Annotated in this window: 11 protein-coding genes; 10 read left to right on the top strand and 1 reads right to left on the bottom strand. The window is 47.3% G+C overall.

The features are described 5' to 3' along the window. The first annotated feature begins 121 nt into the window (after window positions 1-121). The 4 genes from L9G74_RS09200 (at window position 122) to L9G74_RS09185 (ending at window position 7,497) form a co-directional block, all read left to right on the top strand. Window positions 122-2,269: a M3 family metallopeptidase gene (locus tag L9G74_RS09200; protein WP_238896018.1), complete on the top strand. Its 2,148-nt coding sequence runs from the start codon at window positions 122-124 to the stop codon at window positions 2,267-2,269. 518 nt (window positions 2,270-2,787) lie between these two features. Continuing rightward, window positions 2,788-4,113, top strand: a complete 1,326-nt coding sequence (locus L9G74_RS09195) for an anti-phage deoxyguanosine triphosphatase (RefSeq protein ID WP_238896017.1) — start codon at window positions 2,788-2,790, stop codon at window positions 4,111-4,113. Between the two features lie 510 nt (window positions 4,114-4,623). Next, window positions 4,624-5,481: an alpha/beta hydrolase gene (locus L9G74_RS09190; RefSeq protein ID WP_238896016.1), complete on the top strand. Its 858-nt coding sequence runs from the start codon at window positions 4,624-4,626 to the stop codon at window positions 5,479-5,481. Between the two features lie 414 nt (window positions 5,482-5,895). Then, entirely contained in the window at window positions 5,896-7,497 is a 1,602-nt protein-coding gene (locus L9G74_RS09185; protein ID WP_238896015.1) for a hypothetical protein, read from the top strand. Window positions 7,498-7,723: 226 nt separating this feature from the next. Here the strand turns inward: L9G74_RS09185 and L9G74_RS09180 are convergent, their stop codons facing one another. Beyond that, window positions 7,724-8,620 (bottom strand): hypothetical protein, encoded by an 897-nt coding sequence (locus L9G74_RS09180; RefSeq protein WP_238896014.1) that lies wholly within the window; start codon window positions 8,618-8,620, stop codon window positions 7,724-7,726. A gap of 566 nt (window positions 8,621-9,186) precedes the next feature. Here L9G74_RS09180 and L9G74_RS09175 point away from each other — a divergent pair. The 6 genes from L9G74_RS09175 (at window position 9,187) to L9G74_RS09150 (ending at window position 17,252) form a co-directional block, all read left to right on the top strand. Beyond that, window positions 9,187-10,110, top strand: coding sequence for a DnaJ C-terminal domain-containing protein (locus tag L9G74_RS09175; RefSeq protein WP_238896013.1), 924 nt, complete (start codon window positions 9,187-9,189; stop codon window positions 10,108-10,110). Window positions 10,111-10,143: 33 nt separating this feature from the next. Then, window positions 10,144-11,049 carry a zinc metalloprotease HtpX gene (locus tag L9G74_RS09170; RefSeq protein WP_238896012.1) on the top strand — a complete coding sequence of 302 codons (906 nt, stop codon included), beginning with the start codon at window positions 10,144-10,146 and terminating at the stop codon, window positions 11,047-11,049. A 133-nt stretch (window positions 11,050-11,182) separates the two neighbouring features. Continuing rightward, window positions 11,183-12,184 carry a family 43 glycosylhydrolase gene (locus L9G74_RS09165; RefSeq protein ID WP_238896011.1) on the top strand — a complete coding sequence of 334 codons (1,002 nt, stop codon included), beginning with the start codon at window positions 11,183-11,185 and terminating at the stop codon, window positions 12,182-12,184. Between the two features lie 242 nt (window positions 12,185-12,426). Beyond that, the gene (locus L9G74_RS09160; RefSeq protein ID WP_238896010.1) at window positions 12,427-15,252 is read left to right on the top strand and encodes a hypothetical protein; all 2,826 of its coding nucleotides are present in this window, start codon (window positions 12,427-12,429) and stop codon (window positions 15,250-15,252) included. 28 nt (window positions 15,253-15,280) lie between these two features. Beyond that, complete coding sequence (locus L9G74_RS09155) at window positions 15,281-15,970, top strand: hypothetical protein (RefSeq protein WP_238896009.1); 690 nt, start codon at window positions 15,281-15,283, stop codon at window positions 15,968-15,970. Between the two features lie 124 nt (window positions 15,971-16,094). Next, on the top strand, window positions 16,095-17,252 hold the full coding sequence (locus L9G74_RS09150) for a hypothetical protein (protein ID WP_238896008.1): 1,158 nt from the start codon (window positions 16,095-16,097) through the stop codon (window positions 17,250-17,252). The last annotated feature ends 52 nt before the right edge of the window (window positions 17,253-17,304 follow it).

Raw genomic sequence — 17,304 nt, 5'->3', positions numbered from 1 at the left:
GTTTCTTCGCCGTGAAAATTGCTATGGTTTGCAGCGGTCTAACCTTGGATTACCGCCAACTGCAGTGACGGCACTGGAGCTTATAACGAAGCGGTAACCTACCATAATAAATGGAGTCAAGATGCGTAAAACTATTATTGCTACAGCAATTGGCGCAACACTGGTGCTGAGCGCCTGTGGTGAATCAAAAGCCCCTGTAGCTGAAACCAAAGCGCCTGCCGCGCAAACTCAAGCACCGGCCGCAGCTACTGCAGAAAATGTACTGCTGAGCAAAAGCCCACTGGATTACGAAGCGCCACAATACGACAAAATCAAAATTAGCGACTTTGTACCAGCATTCGAAGCGGGTCTGAAACAGCATAACGAACAGATCCAAAGCATTATCAACAACAGCGAAGCGGCCAGCTTCGACAACACCGTTGTGGCAATGGAACAAAGCGGCCAAATTTTGGATCGCACCCTGCGCGCCTTCTTCCAATACTCTGGCTTGCTGTCAAACGACGAAGTGCAGAAAATCGAAGGCGACATCATGCCGCGTCTGACTGAACACTCAGACAACATCTACATGGATCCAAAACTGTTTGCGCGCGTTAAAGCGGTTTACGATGCCAAAGATAGCTTGGGCGAAGTTGAACAACGTCTGGTCACTAAGTATTACGAAGATTTTGTTCGCGCCGGTGCGCAACTGTCAGACGCTGACAAAGCCAAACTGCGCGAGCTGAACGGCGAACTGTCTAAACTGTCGACTGATTTTGGTCAGAACATCCTGAAATCATTCAAAGATGACACCATTCTGGTGACTGACAAAGCTGAGCTGGCTGGCCTGAGCGATGATGAAATCGCCGCACTGGCTGATGCCGCCAAAGCTGCGGGTAAAGAAGGTTATTTGATCACCTTGGTGAACACCACTCGCCAACCGATCCTGATGAGCCTAGAAAACCGCGAACTGCGTAAAAAAATCTGGGAAACCTCAGCCAATCGCGCCAAAGACACCAACGGTCCAATCGTGATCAAAGAAGCTGAACTGCGTGCCGACAAAGCCAAATTGCTGGGTTATGCCACTTGGGCAGACTACAAACTGGCTGACCAAATGGCCGGTAACCCAGAAGCGGTATTTGGCATTTTGGACGACTTAGCGCCCAAAGCCGTGGCTAAAGCCAAAGTAGAAGCCGCAGATATTCAAGCCGAAATCAAAGCTGAAGGCGGCGATTTTGAACTGCAACCTTGGGATTGGAACTTCTACGCCGAGAAAGTACGCAAAGCTAAGTACGACTTGGACGAAAGCCAAATCAAACCGTACTTTGAATTTAACACCGTACTGAACGACGGCCTGTTCTTCGCCATGAACAAACTGTATGGCATCAGCTTCAAGCCACGTCCAGATCTGCCAGTATGGGAAGAAAACGTCAAAGCGTGGGAAGTACACGACAAAGACGGCAGCACCATCGGCTTGTTCTATCTTGATCCCTATGCCCGTACCGGCAAAAACGGTGGCGCATGGATGGATGAGATCGTGACGCAGAACTTCCTCAAAGATCAAAAACCAGTGGTTTACAACGCGCTGAACATTCCAAAACCAGCGGCGGGTCAACCAACCCTGCTGACCTTTGACGAAGTGGTCACCATGTTCCACGAATTTGGTCACGGTATTCACGGCCTGTTCTCACAAGTTAAATACCCAAGCTTGGCAGGTACTTCTACTGCACGTGACTTCGTAGAGTTCCCATCACAAGCTAACGAAGATTGGGCATTGGACCCAGCCGTGCTGGCAAACTACGCCAAACACTACAAAACGGGCGAAGCGATTCCAGCTGAACTGCTGAAAAAAATCCAAGCGGCAGCTAGCTTCAACCAAGGTTACAACACCGTTGAATACTTGGGCGCAGCACTGCTGGATATGGAATGGCACTCAATCAAACCAGGCACCGAAATCAAAGATGCCCAAGCGTTTGAAGCCAAAGCCCTAGCAAAACATGGTTTGGACTATGCGCCAATCATGCCACGCTACCGCTCAACCTACTTCAGCCACGCCTTCTCAGGCGGTTATAACGCCGGTTACTACGCGTACCTGTGGACCGAAGTATTCGCCGCTGACTCATTTGCACACATGATGGAAATGGGCGGTCTGAAAGGCGAAAACGGCGACAAATACCGTAAAGCGGTATTGTCACAAGGTAACAGCCACGATTTGATGCAAGATTACATCAACTTCCGTGGTCAGAAACCAACGGTTGATGCACTGTTGAAACGTCGTGGCTTGGTTAACTAAGCCTTAGAGAAAAGAGCGTGAACTAATTTGCGTTAGTTCATTACGCTTTTGGTTTTAAAAACACTCGCTTCGGCGAGTGTTTTTTTATGCCTGAAATTTGGCAATTTCAGATTAGGTTCGTTGGTGTTGCTGGTGGATTTGTTTATTGCCAATTGGCTACGGCGTGGTTTGTTTAGTGTGGAGTGCTTAATCACCTGCGGTGGGCAATGCACAGACATGCTTGTGGCACGCTGTGAATACGTCCATGTAAGCTCGACGCCAGCATCCATGCTGGCGACGGCCACAAGCCTGTCTGTGCTGGGTATTCTCGGTGTTATCCTGCCAGCTATGAGTTGTTTGTAACTTTAGAAACGTTTAACTGTTTGTTGTTAGATATGCAGCAAAATTTTCTGATTTTCTATTGTGTTCAGTGATATATCGGAATAAATTGAACCGTATTTGGTAAGGGTGACAGCATTATACGGCGTGAAATTACGGCACTATGTCGTTTAATATAATTTTATATTAAAGGAGGATATATGGATTATTGGACAGAAAGAAAAAGAAATAGTGATGAAAAATATCCTCGGAAAAGATTTAATTCAGATACGGCTGATTCACAGTTTCAAAGAGATAGAGCAAGAGTAATTCATTCATCAGCTTTTCGACGATTACAATCTAAAACTCAAATTTTAGGTATTGGTGAAAATGATTTTTATCGAACTCGTTTAACTCATTCATTAGAAGTCGCGCAAATTGGTTCAGGTATTAGTGAATATTTAAGTGAGAAATATAGTGGGAATCAAGACTATACCTTGTGGTTACCCTCACTTAGTTTGATAGAGGCGATTGGTCTTTCACATGATTTAGGTCACCCACCTTTTGGTCATGGTGGTGAGGTTGCTTTAAATTTTTCAATGCTTAAATATGGTGGTTTTGAGGGTAATGGTCAAACGCTTCGAATTGTTACTAAACTATCTGAGTATTCTCCTGAACACGGAATGGATCTTACTCGAAGAACATTACTTGGTTTGATTAAATATCCTGTACCATATAGTCAATCACAAAATTACAAACCAATAAGTACACCCATATCGTCAATTAATCTCGATAATTGGCATCCACCAAAATGCATACTAGATGATGAGGTAGACGAGTTGGATTGGATACTTCATGAAATACCAAGGAGTGATAAAGAGTTATTCAAATCACTGAGTTATGGTGAGAATTTACATGCGGAAACAAAGTTTAAATCATTTGATACAAGCATCATGGAATTAGCAGATGACATCTCATATGGTGTGCATGATTTTGAAGATGGTATAGCACTCAGACTAATAAACGAAAATATGTGGCGCTGTGATGTTGTAGAAAAAATAATGGAATACTCATCTAATGACATAGTTAAAGATATTGATTTTTACACTAAAAATCTATTTTCAGATTCAAATAAAAAAAGAAAACATGCAATAAGCAAATTAATTGGTCATTTCATATCGTCAGTTTCGATAGCCGAAAATACTGATTTTGAAACCCCATTGCTCAGGTATCAGGCGATATTGCCTGGTGACAGCAAAGCAATTCTAAAAATTTTAAAAAAATTTGTAATGAAAAGAGTGATTAAAACTCCAGAGGTTCAAGTTTTAGAATACAAAGGGCAACAGATTGTGCTTAAACTGTTTGAAGTACTCAAAGAAAACCCTAATAGACTACTGCCGTCTAGTACTCTTCATCAGTATGAAATTGCTGAAAATAAAGAAAGGGTTTTATGCGACTATATTGCAGGGATGACTGATAACTACGCAACAAAGCTGTATCACAAACTGTTTACACCTAGCATTGGTTCAATATTTGACAGGCTTTAATGTAACATAAACTTGATGTGTGGTTGCCAAAAAGCCCTCTACCAAAGGTAATAGGGCTTTTTGTTTAAGGCTGAATGACATTCAGCCTTAATGTCGCTTAGTAGCGGGTCATCACTGATTTCAGCTCGGTATCATAAGTGATGATTCACCTAAATTCCCAGTACATACGGGGCAGTGGCTAGCCTCGAGCTTAAATGTCACTAAATAGCTGTGTACTAGGCGCTTGCTTCTTGTCCCTACAGCAGGTGAATAACCACAATAAGTTGCTCTGTGCGAAGTGCCAGTAACTTGCCGTCGCCGGTTCTATGCAGGTTTTAATTACATCGGGTTGGAGTTCACTCGGTAAGTGCAGCGTGTTTAGAAAAACCTGCTTCTTAATGAACATGTTATCTGTTCCGTGGTCTACATGCTTGCTTACAAGTAAATGATTGATAGCGAGTTATTGAGTTTGCTAATTAGTCACTAAAGCTTATGGCTTAAAATAACAAATCGTATAAACAAGGATGTCATATGTTTAAGAAGTTAGGCCTTATCGGCATTTCGTTAGTGGTTCTTTCTGGTTGTACCGCTGCAGTGACCGATAACATTATCGCGCAAGATGAAACCCCCATTGCAGTAAGTGATGCCATGATTGCTGAGTGGCAAACACAATTCCCCAATTATCAAATCAAAAAACTAACCTTAGCCAGTAGTGATGGGCAGGCAACGTTAGTTGGTCTGTATTTCGATAATAAAACATCAGATGATCTGATCTATTACATTGCGGGCAATGGCATGAAACTGGCGCAAGGCGGTATTGATGCCATGTTGTCATTGGCGGAATATCAGCAAGATATGGTGATCTTTGATCGGCGAGGTTTAGGTGCCAGTGATGGCAAGGCCGATGTCGCTAGTTTGTTGGCTGATGCCAAACAGCAAATTGTTTACGTAAAACAAGAGATTCACCCAAAACATCTGTTAGTTCATGGATACTCGCTCGGTTCTTTTGTCGCAACCCAAGCCATTAAAGACATGAGCATTGATGGACTGATCTTACAGGGCGTAGCCACAAATGCGACCGATTGGGTGGATGCTCGTTTGCCGTGGTATGCGTTCTGGCCGTTTGTGACTGTCAAGGTTTCACCGGATATCGGCGCATTAGATAATACTGACGTGGTAAAAAACTATTATCACGGCCCGCTACTAATTATCGCTGGCGGTGAGGATGAAATGGTTCCGCCTCAGCTTGCCAAAGCGTTATATGAAGACAGTCAGTCCACCGATAAGCAATTTGTGCTGGCGGAACACGCTGATCATGGTGAAATGTTAGCAGATGCCAAGGCGGTAGCGGCTTATCATCATTTTGTGAGCGTTGTAACGCAACAATAAATTGTCGCGTTTTTATATAGAACAATTCGCGACGTTAGCTGATTAGCCATACAAAGCTATCGTGCACATGATTGAAAATGGAATTGCTGAAGCCCTCTAGCAATAATAGCGAGAGGGCTTTTTGTTTAAGGCTGAATAACATTTAGCGCAAATGTCGGGCTTAGTCGAGGATCGCCGCCGATTGGCGTTCGGTGTGTTTTTCGATGAACGCGGCGTCGAGTTTATGAGTAATCCTCTATGAGTTTTTTCTTCTGCAAACAAGTCATCGTGATGCCGTGCCACGAGCAGATATCTTGCTGCTGCATTGCTGATCTAGTCAGAGCACTGTTCATCTAGCTGTTATAAATGTTTAAAACTACTGAAATTTTTAAAGATTAGCATGGCGGCGGTCAATTACCGTTGTTATGGATATCTATGAAATTTAAAACAGGTGTATCGCTGGTGGCGCTGGCGATTGTTGGTTCGCTGTTAGTTGGTTGTAACTCCGATAATAAGCAAGATGACGAGCAGACTAATGCGTCGTCGGGCGTTTGGTTGAAAGGTGATATTCACGTGCATACGGCGGTGTCGCAAGATGCGCGTTCGCCGCTTTCTGACGTGTTGGACAAGGCATTTAATTCATTTGGCTTGGACTATGTCAGCATTTCAAACCATATGCGCAATAACAGCCAGGACAACGACGATAACGATGTTGGTGGCCTGCTGTATAACGAAGCGCTGACCCGTTATGAGTTGCCAGCGGTGGCGGCGCTGCGTGCAGAGCAATACGCGAACAAGCTGATTTTCTCCAGTTTCGAATGGGATATGCCGACCCACGAACATTACGGCATCGGCATAGTGTGGGACGAGGCCACTCAAGCGCAAGGCTTGGCGGCGGTGAAAGAGTTTGAGTATCGCTTTAGCAACAAAAATGAGCTGTCGGATTTCGATGCCGCAGACGTGAGCCGCTGGGAAACGGCGGGCGTGCTGCGTCAGAATCAGACTCACCAAGATGGTGTGGCAGCGCTGGCGTGGCTGGAGCAGAATTTTCCTCATTCAAGCTTTGGCATGCTGAATCACCCGCGCCGTTATGGCAGCAGTTACACCATCGAAGATATTCGCGATCTAAATAACGCTGCACCCGATGTGTTTTTCTTGATTGAGGGAATGGTCGGTAACCAATTTAACGGTCATCGTGGCGATTATGCTGGCAGCAGCTTTGATGGCGTGTATGGCGGTGTTGACCCAGCGGTTGCACAAGTCGGCGGCTGGTGGGATGCATTGCTCGGTGAAGGCCGTAAAATTTGGAACGTAGCCAACTCGGATCACCACTTTAAAACACGTGATAGTAATGCCAGTGGTTATTATCCGGGTGAATACGCCAAAACCTTTACTTGGGTTGAGGGTGTGACCGAGCAAGACAAACCTATCTCTGCCCAAAAACTGCTGGATGCCATGCATACCGGCAACATGTGGGGCACTTATGGTGATTTGATTGATGTGCTTGATTTTACCGCGGCAGGCAACAGCGATAACGCGATTACGATGGGGCAAACCTTAACCACTAAAGCGGGTGAGCAAGTCACCATTACTATCCGCTTCAAATCACCTGATACCAATAACCGCGAAGCGGTCGTCAATAATGAAATCTACGATGCCGCCAATCCCGGCGTAGACCATGTGGATTTGATTGTGGGCGACGTGGGCACTTTGGCGCAGCCAGGGTCGAGTGAATACAGCAACCAAACCAACGCATCAGCCCATGTAGTGCGCTCATTTAGTGCCGATGATTGGACGGTTGATAGCGAAGGTTATGCCAGCATGAGCTACACCTTCACTGCGGCCAAACATCAGTATTTCCGCCTACGCGGTACTAACTTGGCGTACAACGTTACTGGCGTTACAGCAAACGGTGAGCCGCAACGTTCGGCCGATGTGGATGGCACAGATGCAAACTATTTTGAGCTGTTAAATGAGCGCAACTACGCCGATTTGTGGTTCTACTCCAACCCGCTGTATGTAGAGGTGCAACCCTAAGCCCTAAGCCCTAAGCACGGTTCGTGTAAATCGTTCATGGGCTTAGCGGGTTACACTGGCGGTTGAAACATAGAAAAAGCGCTTTGGGTTGACATCCAAAGCGCTTTATTGCGTCCAAATCATACGCATGGTGTTGTTCGAAAACTCATCAGGCTGGCTAATAATCTATCTGATGAATAGTTGAACATTCATGCGCTTACCATGAGCATCAAATACACTAAGTGGATCAATCCAGCAGACACTCTAAAGATTGCTCGCTATCTTCACTGGTACACTGTTTATGATTTTTTGCATAGATCAAAGCGTAGCTAGCTGTTCTCACTTCTTCGGATGAAACACCCAGTCTGGCCCTTTCATTTTCCACGTCTAAAAGCAGCGACTTGGCATCTTTCTCTATGGCTTCAATATCTGTTTGTGAAAGATCCTTGCTGACCTCAGCATAATATTCCTTATAATGGTCATCGCCATCATATATTGATGCAAGCATAGTAGCGTAGCTCGTTTTTTTTCCTGACCAGTCTAAAGAGGTTAAATCCATTAAGGCAGAAGTTTTCCCGTATGCGGCAGCTATCATTGCAACTTCATGATATGCTCGCATTCTTTGCTCAATATCTTCTATATAAAATTCATGCATCACTTGGAGTTCTTCAGCGTACTCTTGAGCTAATTCTGAATCTCTAGAAGCGATGGCGCGAGTCATTTCAAACGATATCGGATGAAGACGTTTGAGTAATATTTCAATAGCGTCCCAGTCACCCTGTTCAGCTTGTGATATAACATATGCTTTATCTGTTTCGTAATAAAACCGATTTTTTTTGCTAGAAATTTTAAGTCCGAGATGACCACGTAGGTACGACGTTGCTATTGACTCTACCGTTTCCCCAGGGAACACGCAATTTAGTTCTCGGCATTGCTCATTTGCTGCTACTTTGCTCGTTGTCGTTGTTTTTAACGAATCTGTTTTAATCTCTTGGTTAGGAATATTTGTGGTTAATACATTAATTGGATCATTTTTTGATGTATTAAAATTTTCAGATGCTACGTCACCAGCAAAGAAAAAACGATAAAGCAGTGCCAAGCACAATAAAAAAACAGCACCAAATAACAAGCTCGAAAATTTCATTATTAACCTCATTTAAATGAAGAGTCATTTTTCTTCCGTTGAAAAGCACCGTTGGAATAACGCTATGACTTTTCAATATTCCATGTTTCTACTGGTTTTGGTTTGTATATGAGATTGTTATTTATGTTATTTTCTTGTTTGCTTGTCAAGCACTGTTTCCCCCGCATATTCCGCTGACCCTGTTCGATGAGCTAATGATTTCGCTCAAAAATAATCAATAAGCAGCAAGATGCGCGAACTCAATATCCTTGCTGTGCCAATTCTGCCGCGAACGTTTGGCGGTTGATCGTTGGCATGCCAGTTTCCTGTTTGTGGGCAGTCAGCTGTTTATTGTGTTGGTTGATTGGGCCGCTATTTGAGCGCATAAACGTTTGATGTCGCCGTGAGGGACCGTGGCCTTACGATGCCAAGGGCGGAGGTCTCCCCGCTAAAATTCTCCTGCCCATGCGGCCTTTCGGCCACTTGAAACTGCGTCAAGCATACCCATATAAATAGTGCTTACAGCCGTTCTGTCTAGACGACTGAAGTTGAGATAAGAGGTTAGTTTCAACGAGGCATTGAGCATTATGGCGTTCAAAGATTATTACCAAATCATGGGCGTTGCTCGCGACGCAACCGAGCAAGAGATCAAAAAAGCCTACAAACGTTTAGCACGTAAATACCATCCTGATGTTAACAAAGCAGCCGATGCAGAAACCCGCTTCAAAGAGTTGGGTGAAGCATACGACGTGCTGCGCGATCCCAAAAAACGGCAGGCGTATGATCTATATGGTGCTGATTGGCAAACGGCGCGGCAGGCGCATTCCAATGGTTTTGCTGGGCAGCAATATGAACAAGCTGCGCCAGATATGCACCAGTTTGAAGATATTTTTAGCTCGTTTTTCGGCGGGCAGGGTTTTGGAGGCAACCGTGGCGGTCGCCGAGGCTTTGAATCGTTTGATCTGCATGGCGACCATGTGCGCGCCAAAATCCAAATTGATCTGGCCGACAGTTATCACGGTGCCACTCGCACCTTGACGTTGAACGACGGTCAAGGCCAGCCCAAAACCCTCAATGTGCGTATTCCCAAAGGCGTGGTCGCTGGTCAGTACATCCGTTTGGCCGGGCAGGGCGCTGCTGGGCTAGGCAGTGGTAAAGCGGGCGATTTGTTGTTGGAAGTCGCGTTTAAACCTCATGCTATGTATCGCGTAGAAGGCAAAGACGTTTACTTAACGCTGCCAGTGGCACCGTGGGAGGCCGCATTGGGTGCCAGTGTGAGCGTGCCGCTGCCTAACGGCAATATTGACCTTAAAATTCCAGCAAATTCTGCCAATGGCCGTCGTTTACGGCTTGTGGGTAAAGGCTTGCCTGCCAAACAGCCGGGGGATTTTTATGTTGAGCTGCATGTGGTGTTACCGCCAGCAACTAGCCAGCAAGCTAAACAAGCCTATGAGGCACTAAAAGCGGCGACGGATTTCAATCCGCGTCGCCATTGGGGCAAGGCCAGTTAATCGATAGCCATTGAGTAAGCAAGGGAGGTGGAAATGGTTACTAGCAGAATCGATGTCGCTCGTTGGCAAGAAAATGCCCAACGTAACCGGCTGCAATCTTGCGCGCTGTTGCTACTCATGGCCGGGTTTCTGGCGCTGCTTGGTTGGCTATTAGCGGGAATGGTGGGAATAGTGTTGCTGTTGGCCGGTGGTGTGGCGTTGTCGCTGTGGCGCGATAATATCTCGCCCGAAGCGGTAATGCGCGGCCATGGGGCGCAGCCGCTGCTACCACAACAATTACCTGCGCTGTGGCAGCGGGTTGCGCTATTGAGCCAACGGGCGGGCTTGCCAGTAACACCACAGCTTTATCTGTTGGATACACAGTTAATTAACGCGTTTGCGGTGGGGCGCATTGAACGGCCTGCCATCGCGATAACCACTGGCGCGTTAAATCAGCTGGATTGGCGTGAACTCACCGGTGTGCTGGCACATGAAATCAGCCACATTCGTAATAACGATCTACGTGTGATGCAGTTAGCGCAACTGATGAGCCAAGGTACGTCGTTTTTATCCACCTTGGGGCAACTGTTGCTGCTGATTAACTTGCCGTTGATCATGCTCGGCATGACCACCTTAAACTGGTGGGCGATTTTGTTACTGCTGTTAGCCCCCACACTCAGCGCTTTAGCGCAGTTGGCACTGTCGCGTACCCGCGAATATGATGCCGACCTCAATGCGGTGGCGTTAACCAATGATCCATCGGGCTTGGCCTCGGCGTTAGGCAAAATTGAATGGCAGCAGCAGGGCTGGTTGCGGCGTATGGTGTTGCCGCGTATGCAGGGTACCGTGCCAGAGCTGTTAAAAACTCACCCAAACACCGATGCGCGTATTGCCAGACTGCGCGCGTTAGAGCGACAACAGCAATGGCAGCCGTTATTTGGTAGTATGCTGCGCTGGTAGTAGAGCTGTGAGTTGGCTCGCACAGTGGTTAAGTTTGCGCCATCTCAAGCCATTGAATTGCATCTACTACTTTGAGTGTTGTTGTAAAAGTAATACAATTGCGCCATTCACCCATCAGCGAACAGGTTGACCGATGACAGTAGCAACAAACAGCCCGTTGGTAGAACAACGTGCCGACCCTTTTGTGTACAAGCATACCGATGGTTTTTATTATTTTACTGGCTCAGTGCCAACTTATGACCGTATTGAGCTGAGAAGATCAAAAACGCTTGAAGGTTTAAAAGACGCACAAACTTTTGATGTGTGGTTTAAACACGATGCAGGCCCAATGAGCCGTCACGTATGGGCGCCAGAAATCCATTATTTGGATGGCAAATGGTATGTCTACTTTGCTGCCAGCCAAGAAGACGACATCTGGGCGCTGCGCCCTTATGTATTGGAGTGCCAAGGCCAAGATCCATTGAACGATGAATGGGTTGAATTGGGCATGATGCAAGCGGCTGATGGCGATAACAAATCGTTTATCGACTTCTCGTTGGATGCCACTATTTTTGAAAACCAAGGTAAGCGTTATTTCTGCTGGGCAGAAAAAACCGGTGGTCAATTTGCCGCATCTAACTTGTATCTGGCAGAGATGGAATCACCCATCAAACTGAAAACCGTACAGTTTATGCTAACCACGCCAGACTATGACTGGGAACGCGTCGACTTTTGGGTAAACGAAGGCCCAGCGGTACTGAAGCATAATGGCAAAATCTTTATCACTTTCTCTGCCAGTGCTACCGGCGCCTGCTACTGCATGGGTTATATGGAAGCGGATGAAAATTCAGATCTGCTGGACCGTAACTCATGGACCAAAACGCGTCAGCCAGTGCTGGGCACCGACTATGACAAAAAGATCTACGGCCCAGGCCACAACAGTTTTACTGTGGCAGAAGATGGCGTAACCCCGCTGTGTATATACCACGCCCGTGATTACGAAGTCGCAGTAGGCGACCCAGCCGTGGTGCCAAAAACTGACACCCGTCCACTGGAAGAGATCAAAGCTGACCCATTGTACGATCCAAACCGCCACGCGCGTGTGTTGGAAGTGAAGTACGATGCCGATGGCAAGCCGTTGTTTGAACTTTACTAAGTTTTTGTTGTAAATATAAAAACCAGCCTTTCATGGCTGGTTTTTTTATGTGGCTGTCACGCCTACGTGCTGTAGTAACACGGCATGGCGCACGAAATATCTAACTCATTAATTCACTTCAAATATTTACGTTTTGCTGCCGACTTTTGATCGACACGCTTGTTTCGCATTTGTTATTATCCGCGCTCATTTGGTGTATGAAACGCCAAGCTGTTGATTATTGAAAGGAAGTCATTGTCACTATGTCTTATCGCTATAGCGAACTTGTTACCCTGTTACAACAAAGCCAGCCAGTACAGCAAACCCTGCAAGAATTGGATAGTTATGACGATCCCTGCTTTGTGGTGATGGATTGCGGCAAACTAGCCCCCACCGACATTCATACGTTTCTCACTGAAGCGCTCTCTATTGAGTTGTATACCTCAGATTGGCAAATCATTAATGGGCGCTTGCTGTTTGTTTATATCGACATGGATAAAGACGATGCACTGATCCTCGTCGATGAGCTGGCCGCCCATTTGGCCGAGCAGCAAGCGCTAGAGACTAAGGTGTCTATTTTCCGTCATAACCCAATTGGCGCCGTTGCAGAAACGCTGATTATGACCATCATGCAGCTCGATGATCTGCTGCAGCATGCTGAGCAAACGGTGGCGCTTAATGACTATAAAGATCGCCGTAATTGGCCGGGGATTGATCGCCACCGCGCGCGTATGAAAGCCGAGGCTGAAGCGGCGCAGGGCGGTATTATCAGACGTGGCTTAGGCAAGTTGGTTGGTCGCAAAGCAGCCGCACCTGTCGCAGATGATGCTGACGTAGCTGAATGGGAGAGCGAGGACGCAAGCGCCGCGCCAGCGCGTAGCGGCAATGAAACGCCAGCCGAGGCGCTGGCGTGGGAATTACTGCCGTTTGCACCGCAGCAAGCGTTACTTGACCTAGCACCCTTTATCTACCATCTGCCCAACGGCGAGGCGCTGTGGCGCTATGTGTTAACGGGCAAGGGACGCGCCGAGTTGCTGGCGGATAACAGCTTGTTGGATTTAGATCGCGTGCTGGTGGTGCTGCACGCCAAGCAACATGCTCCGGCGTTTTTTGCGCAGATCCAAGAACATGTTTCCCGTGGCGATTTATCAGAACAGTACGAAATCGCCCGGCAGCAGTATTTTATTTTAGAGCCGCTTGCTGAAGAACTCCTTGATAAGCGGGATCAGGCGCAAGCGCGCGAGCGGTGTTATCTCGGCGTGCTGGATATTTTCTTCCACCTCTTTGATGAGCAACTGGTATCCAAGCTGATTTATCAACAGTTGGTATTAGAGGAGACCGCATTTTTACTGCAGAGTGAATATGACGCCTATTTCACCAGCTCTGCGGACAAAGCCCATCACAGCAACAGCAGCACGGCAAACGCGGCAAACATAGCGACAGATACACCGTTGACCAGCAGCCAACAGCAACTCATCAATGAGTTGTTGGACAGCCTCGAAGATAGCGCGTTTGTCGATGCCGATAATTTGCAGGACGTTCGCAATTTGCATGGTCAAGGGCGCCATGTATGTAATCCCGCTAAATGGCCGCTGACGGATGAATACCAAGATCAACTATTGGCCGCCATTCTGCTGGCGCTTGATAGCGAGCAGGGCATTGATGATGAGTACACGGCCAAACTGGCCGCCTTTGTCGATGATAAGTTACCGGCGCACGTTGCTGCTGAACTGGGCAACTATTACCACTTGGCGCAAGACAAAACCGTGCCTGAATCCGTCTTGGCTTGGCTTAACGGGGAAGGGGATTTTGCACAAGTCTCGCAAATGGCAGCAGCGCTTGATGTGTGTTTAGGCCGTTCATCTCACGGCGATGACACGGGGCAAACTGAATACCATATTTTTGGCTCAGTGCAAGATTTTCACATCGTGCTGCGTACCTGCTTTTGGCGCGAATTGGCCGGTGGCACGCCGTTATCTGCACGGTTAATCGCTATTGCTCTCGAACTGGCACCGATAGCGAGTTTGGTGAGCTTTGCCAAATTATATGGCGGCTTCTTTGACAAGTTTGCGGATGACTCCGCCGAGCAGGCGTTTTATGCCGCGTTGCAGACCATCAATGTAGCACCAGAATGGGTGTTCGCCTTTAACGTGCGCGCTGCACAGCAACATGATGCCGACCAATATTCGGGCTTGATTGAGCAATATTATCAAGCAGATGTGGCCCAGCAAACCGCGTATAACCAAGCGCTGCGCCACGTAAAACCTAAGGTATATCAACGTTTTTATGCGGATGTGCAAACGCTGCATGAGGATTTTGTTTATCCGTTCACCAACGAGTGGCTGCAAGTGTTGGAGTTGCTAAACCTCCATGTCTCGCATACCGATGAAAAGGCCTTTGCTGCGCATTTTGCCAGAGATGAAGTGCTGTTTGCCGGCTATAGCGAATTTTGCCCTAAAAAATATCAGTTACCGATTATTGTCACCGAGCAGACGCAACATGATCCTGAGACTTGGCACTATGCGGTGTTGCGTTTAGACGGGGAGCAACTGGTCGCGGTGCGTGCCTGTGTTGATGCTGAGCGAGAAGAGGGCATTCGTGCCCGCGATTTAGTGATTATGCGCGATAGCGTCAGCGACGAACGCATTATGGCAGTCGTTCCCCAAGTGTTAACGCGAGCAGCACGACTGCAGTTGCTTAATCGTGTCAGCCAACAATTTATCAACGGTGAAATCAGCTTTGCCGAATATGCACAGCAGATTGAATATCAAGTTGACCTTAAGGACTATGATATTGATTTTGAAGGCTACGACAGTTTTATCGGTACCTTGTTGCCGTTAATTGAAGTCGAGCGCGATAAGGCGCGGCAATTACGCTTTATCAAACTGCTTACCATCCACCCAAGCAAAGGCAAACGCATCCTTGAGCAGATCTGCTTGCAGTTGTTTTTAGTGCAGGCTTGCCGCCGTGGTGAACTGGCGCTTGCCAAAAAATACGATGTCGAAGTCGGCGATTTATCGGCAGAGGCCAAGCAAGCACTGCGCGCATTGCAGCAGGATCTACAACAGCAACTGGCAGCTTTGGCATAACGCCACATTGATATAAGGAACGACGCAAATGAAAGATTGCAGCGGAATTTTGCAGGACTACATGCCATTAACCTTTGTCAGTGTGGAAGGTGTGTTAACCAATGACCCCGACAGTGGCAAAGAGATCGGCGTGCTGAGCGGTTATCACTTTTACTGGCAGGGGCAGAATGATGATGAGCTTTATGGGGGTGATACCACAGTGGCAATCGGCCCTCACGAAGCGGTAGAACGCCAAACTCAAGCGCTATTATTGCAGCAGCTAGCCGGTGAACCATTACGTCTGCCCGACGTGAGCAGTTGCGATAGCAATGGTATGCTTATTACGGCCGAGTTAGCCGAAAAATTGCAGTTTCATGCCGGGCTTGGCGTGACCTGTTCTTCCACCAGCTTGACCGATGCGCTGAGGCAAGTGCGCACAGGCTATAGTCTGTTGACGTTTCATAAAGCGCTAACGCCAGCGCGGTTTGAGTATCGCTTTGCCGAGGTACCCGTTGCGCAGCGTTTATTGGTTAACTTACGCATGAACTCGGGTAAAACCGTGTTCTTTATCCATAAAGCGCTGCAGCAAGCTTGGCTTGCGGCGGATGTGACCGGTTTCAGTCGTGATATTGATGAGCAATATCTGGCGCTGGCCTATTTAACCAAGCAAAAATTCCTGTTTGAAATGTATCAAGACAAATATTACCGCTCTTTACAGGCTTACCAAGCCAACGTGTGAGTGACCTTTAAGGGATAGCATTAACGCTATCCCTTTTGCATGGTATCGTCGCAGTCAGCGCCAAATAATTTCCTATACTTGATCCAGCCCATCGTCCCTTGGGCAGCGGTATAGGAACCCCCCAATGACACAAGCCTTTTCTTTAGCACTCGCGCGACAAATGGCGCTGGCGCAGGATTTTACCCAGCTGCATTTTGAGCAACTGCTGCAGCACATCAGCAATGATGAAAAACTCAAACAGTTTGCTCCCGATGGTGTATGCCAAATTGACCCGCGTAATGGCAATCTGGTGGTGTATAACTCCGCCCGCGCCAAACGGCCGCAAACCACTGCCGTCGCGCCTACCAATATCGATAGCAAACCTTGCCCGATCTGTGATGGTCACAGTGCCGATATTCTCGATATTGCCGAGCAGAGCGAAGGCTTTACCTTTATCAGTAAAAACCTGTATCCAATTTTTCATCCCATCGAATATGTGCCGCAGGAGTTGCCGGATTATTTTCAGCACCAAGATCCGTATCATCAGGGGCGGGCGTCTTATGGTTTTCATCTATTGCAGTGGACATCCTCACTGCATGACCGCGACTGGCACAACTTACCGTTAGCCGATGCGTTGATCTGCTTGCAGCGGCTAGCTGCAGTCGAGTCATCTTTGCTGCATCAACCAACCGACTTTATGGCGCAATCGGGCAAGCAGATGGGCGAGCGGCAAGTCAGCGGTTATGTGTCGATTATTAAAAACTATGGCAGTAGCGCCGGTGCCTCGTTGAGCCACGGCCATCAACAGATCGCCTACAGCAATATTTTGCCGCAGCACTTTTTCAATAATCTGTGTTTTAGGAAGCGGCAAGAACGCTCCTTTAGCCGTTATATGATCGCGGAAAACCCGGCGGAATTACTGGTAAAAGACTATGGCGCAGTGCAGTTGATGGTGCCGTATTTTATGAAGCGGCCAGTGGATATGTTGCTGATTTTTAAAGATAGCGATAAGCGTTATCTGCATCAGTTGGATACGGCAGAGCTAACCCAATTAGCGCAGGGAATTCAGCAAGCCATTCGCGCCATTATGGCGCTAATGAGCCAAATGGGCTTAGCGCCAGCGTATAACATGATCATCAATAACGGCCCCGGTTGCGGCTTGTATGTGGAGTTTTTACCAAAGACTCAAATGATGGGCGGCTACGAGCAGATTGGCTTGTTTGTGTGTCAGGCCAATCCCTATGAGATTGCTAACATGGTGAGACAACAGTTAGCGCTTGAGCTGCTTGACACAACCGCATAAAAAAATAGGGCTAGCAGGGTTGGAACTGCTAGCCCTATATCAAGGAACATAG

The sequence above is a fragment of the Shewanella electrica genome (assembly GCF_022321485.1).
GTDB lineage: Bacteria > Pseudomonadota > Gammaproteobacteria > Enterobacterales > Shewanellaceae > Shewanella > Shewanella electrica.
This window is presented reverse-complemented; position numbering and strand designations above follow the sequence as displayed.

Excerpts from the sequence above, each read along its gene's own strand:
- L9G74_RS09195 (WP_238896017.1), top strand. The coding sequence starts at position 2,788 with ATGGATTATTGGACAGAAAGAAAAAGAAATAGTGATGAAAAATATCCT.
- L9G74_RS09175 (WP_238896013.1), top strand. The coding sequence starts at position 9,187 with ATGGCGTTCAAAGATTATTACCAAATCATGGGCGTTGCTCGCGACGCA.
- L9G74_RS09150 (WP_238896008.1), top strand. The coding sequence starts at position 16,095 with ATGACACAAGCCTTTTCTTTAGCACTCGCGCGACAAATGGCGCTGGCG.
- L9G74_RS09190 (WP_238896016.1), top strand. The coding sequence starts at position 4,624 with ATGTTTAAGAAGTTAGGCCTTATCGGCATTTCGTTAGTGGTTCTTTCT.
- L9G74_RS09160 (WP_238896010.1), top strand. The coding sequence starts at position 12,427 with ATGTCTTATCGCTATAGCGAACTTGTTACCCTGTTACAACAAAGCCAG.
- L9G74_RS09155 (WP_238896009.1), top strand. The coding sequence starts at position 15,281 with ATGAAAGATTGCAGCGGAATTTTGCAGGACTACATGCCATTAACCTTT.
- L9G74_RS09185 (WP_238896015.1), top strand. The coding sequence starts at position 5,896 with ATGAAATTTAAAACAGGTGTATCGCTGGTGGCGCTGGCGATTGTTGGT.
- L9G74_RS09165 (WP_238896011.1), top strand. The coding sequence starts at position 11,183 with ATGACAGTAGCAACAAACAGCCCGTTGGTAGAACAACGTGCCGACCCT.
- L9G74_RS09180 (WP_238896014.1), bottom strand. The coding sequence starts at position 8,620 with ATGAAATTTTCGAGCTTGTTATTTGGTGCTGTTTTTTTATTGTGCTTG.
- L9G74_RS09200 (WP_238896018.1), top strand. The coding sequence starts at position 122 with ATGCGTAAAACTATTATTGCTACAGCAATTGGCGCAACACTGGTGCTG.
- L9G74_RS09170 (WP_238896012.1), top strand. The coding sequence starts at position 10,144 with ATGGTTACTAGCAGAATCGATGTCGCTCGTTGGCAAGAAAATGCCCAA.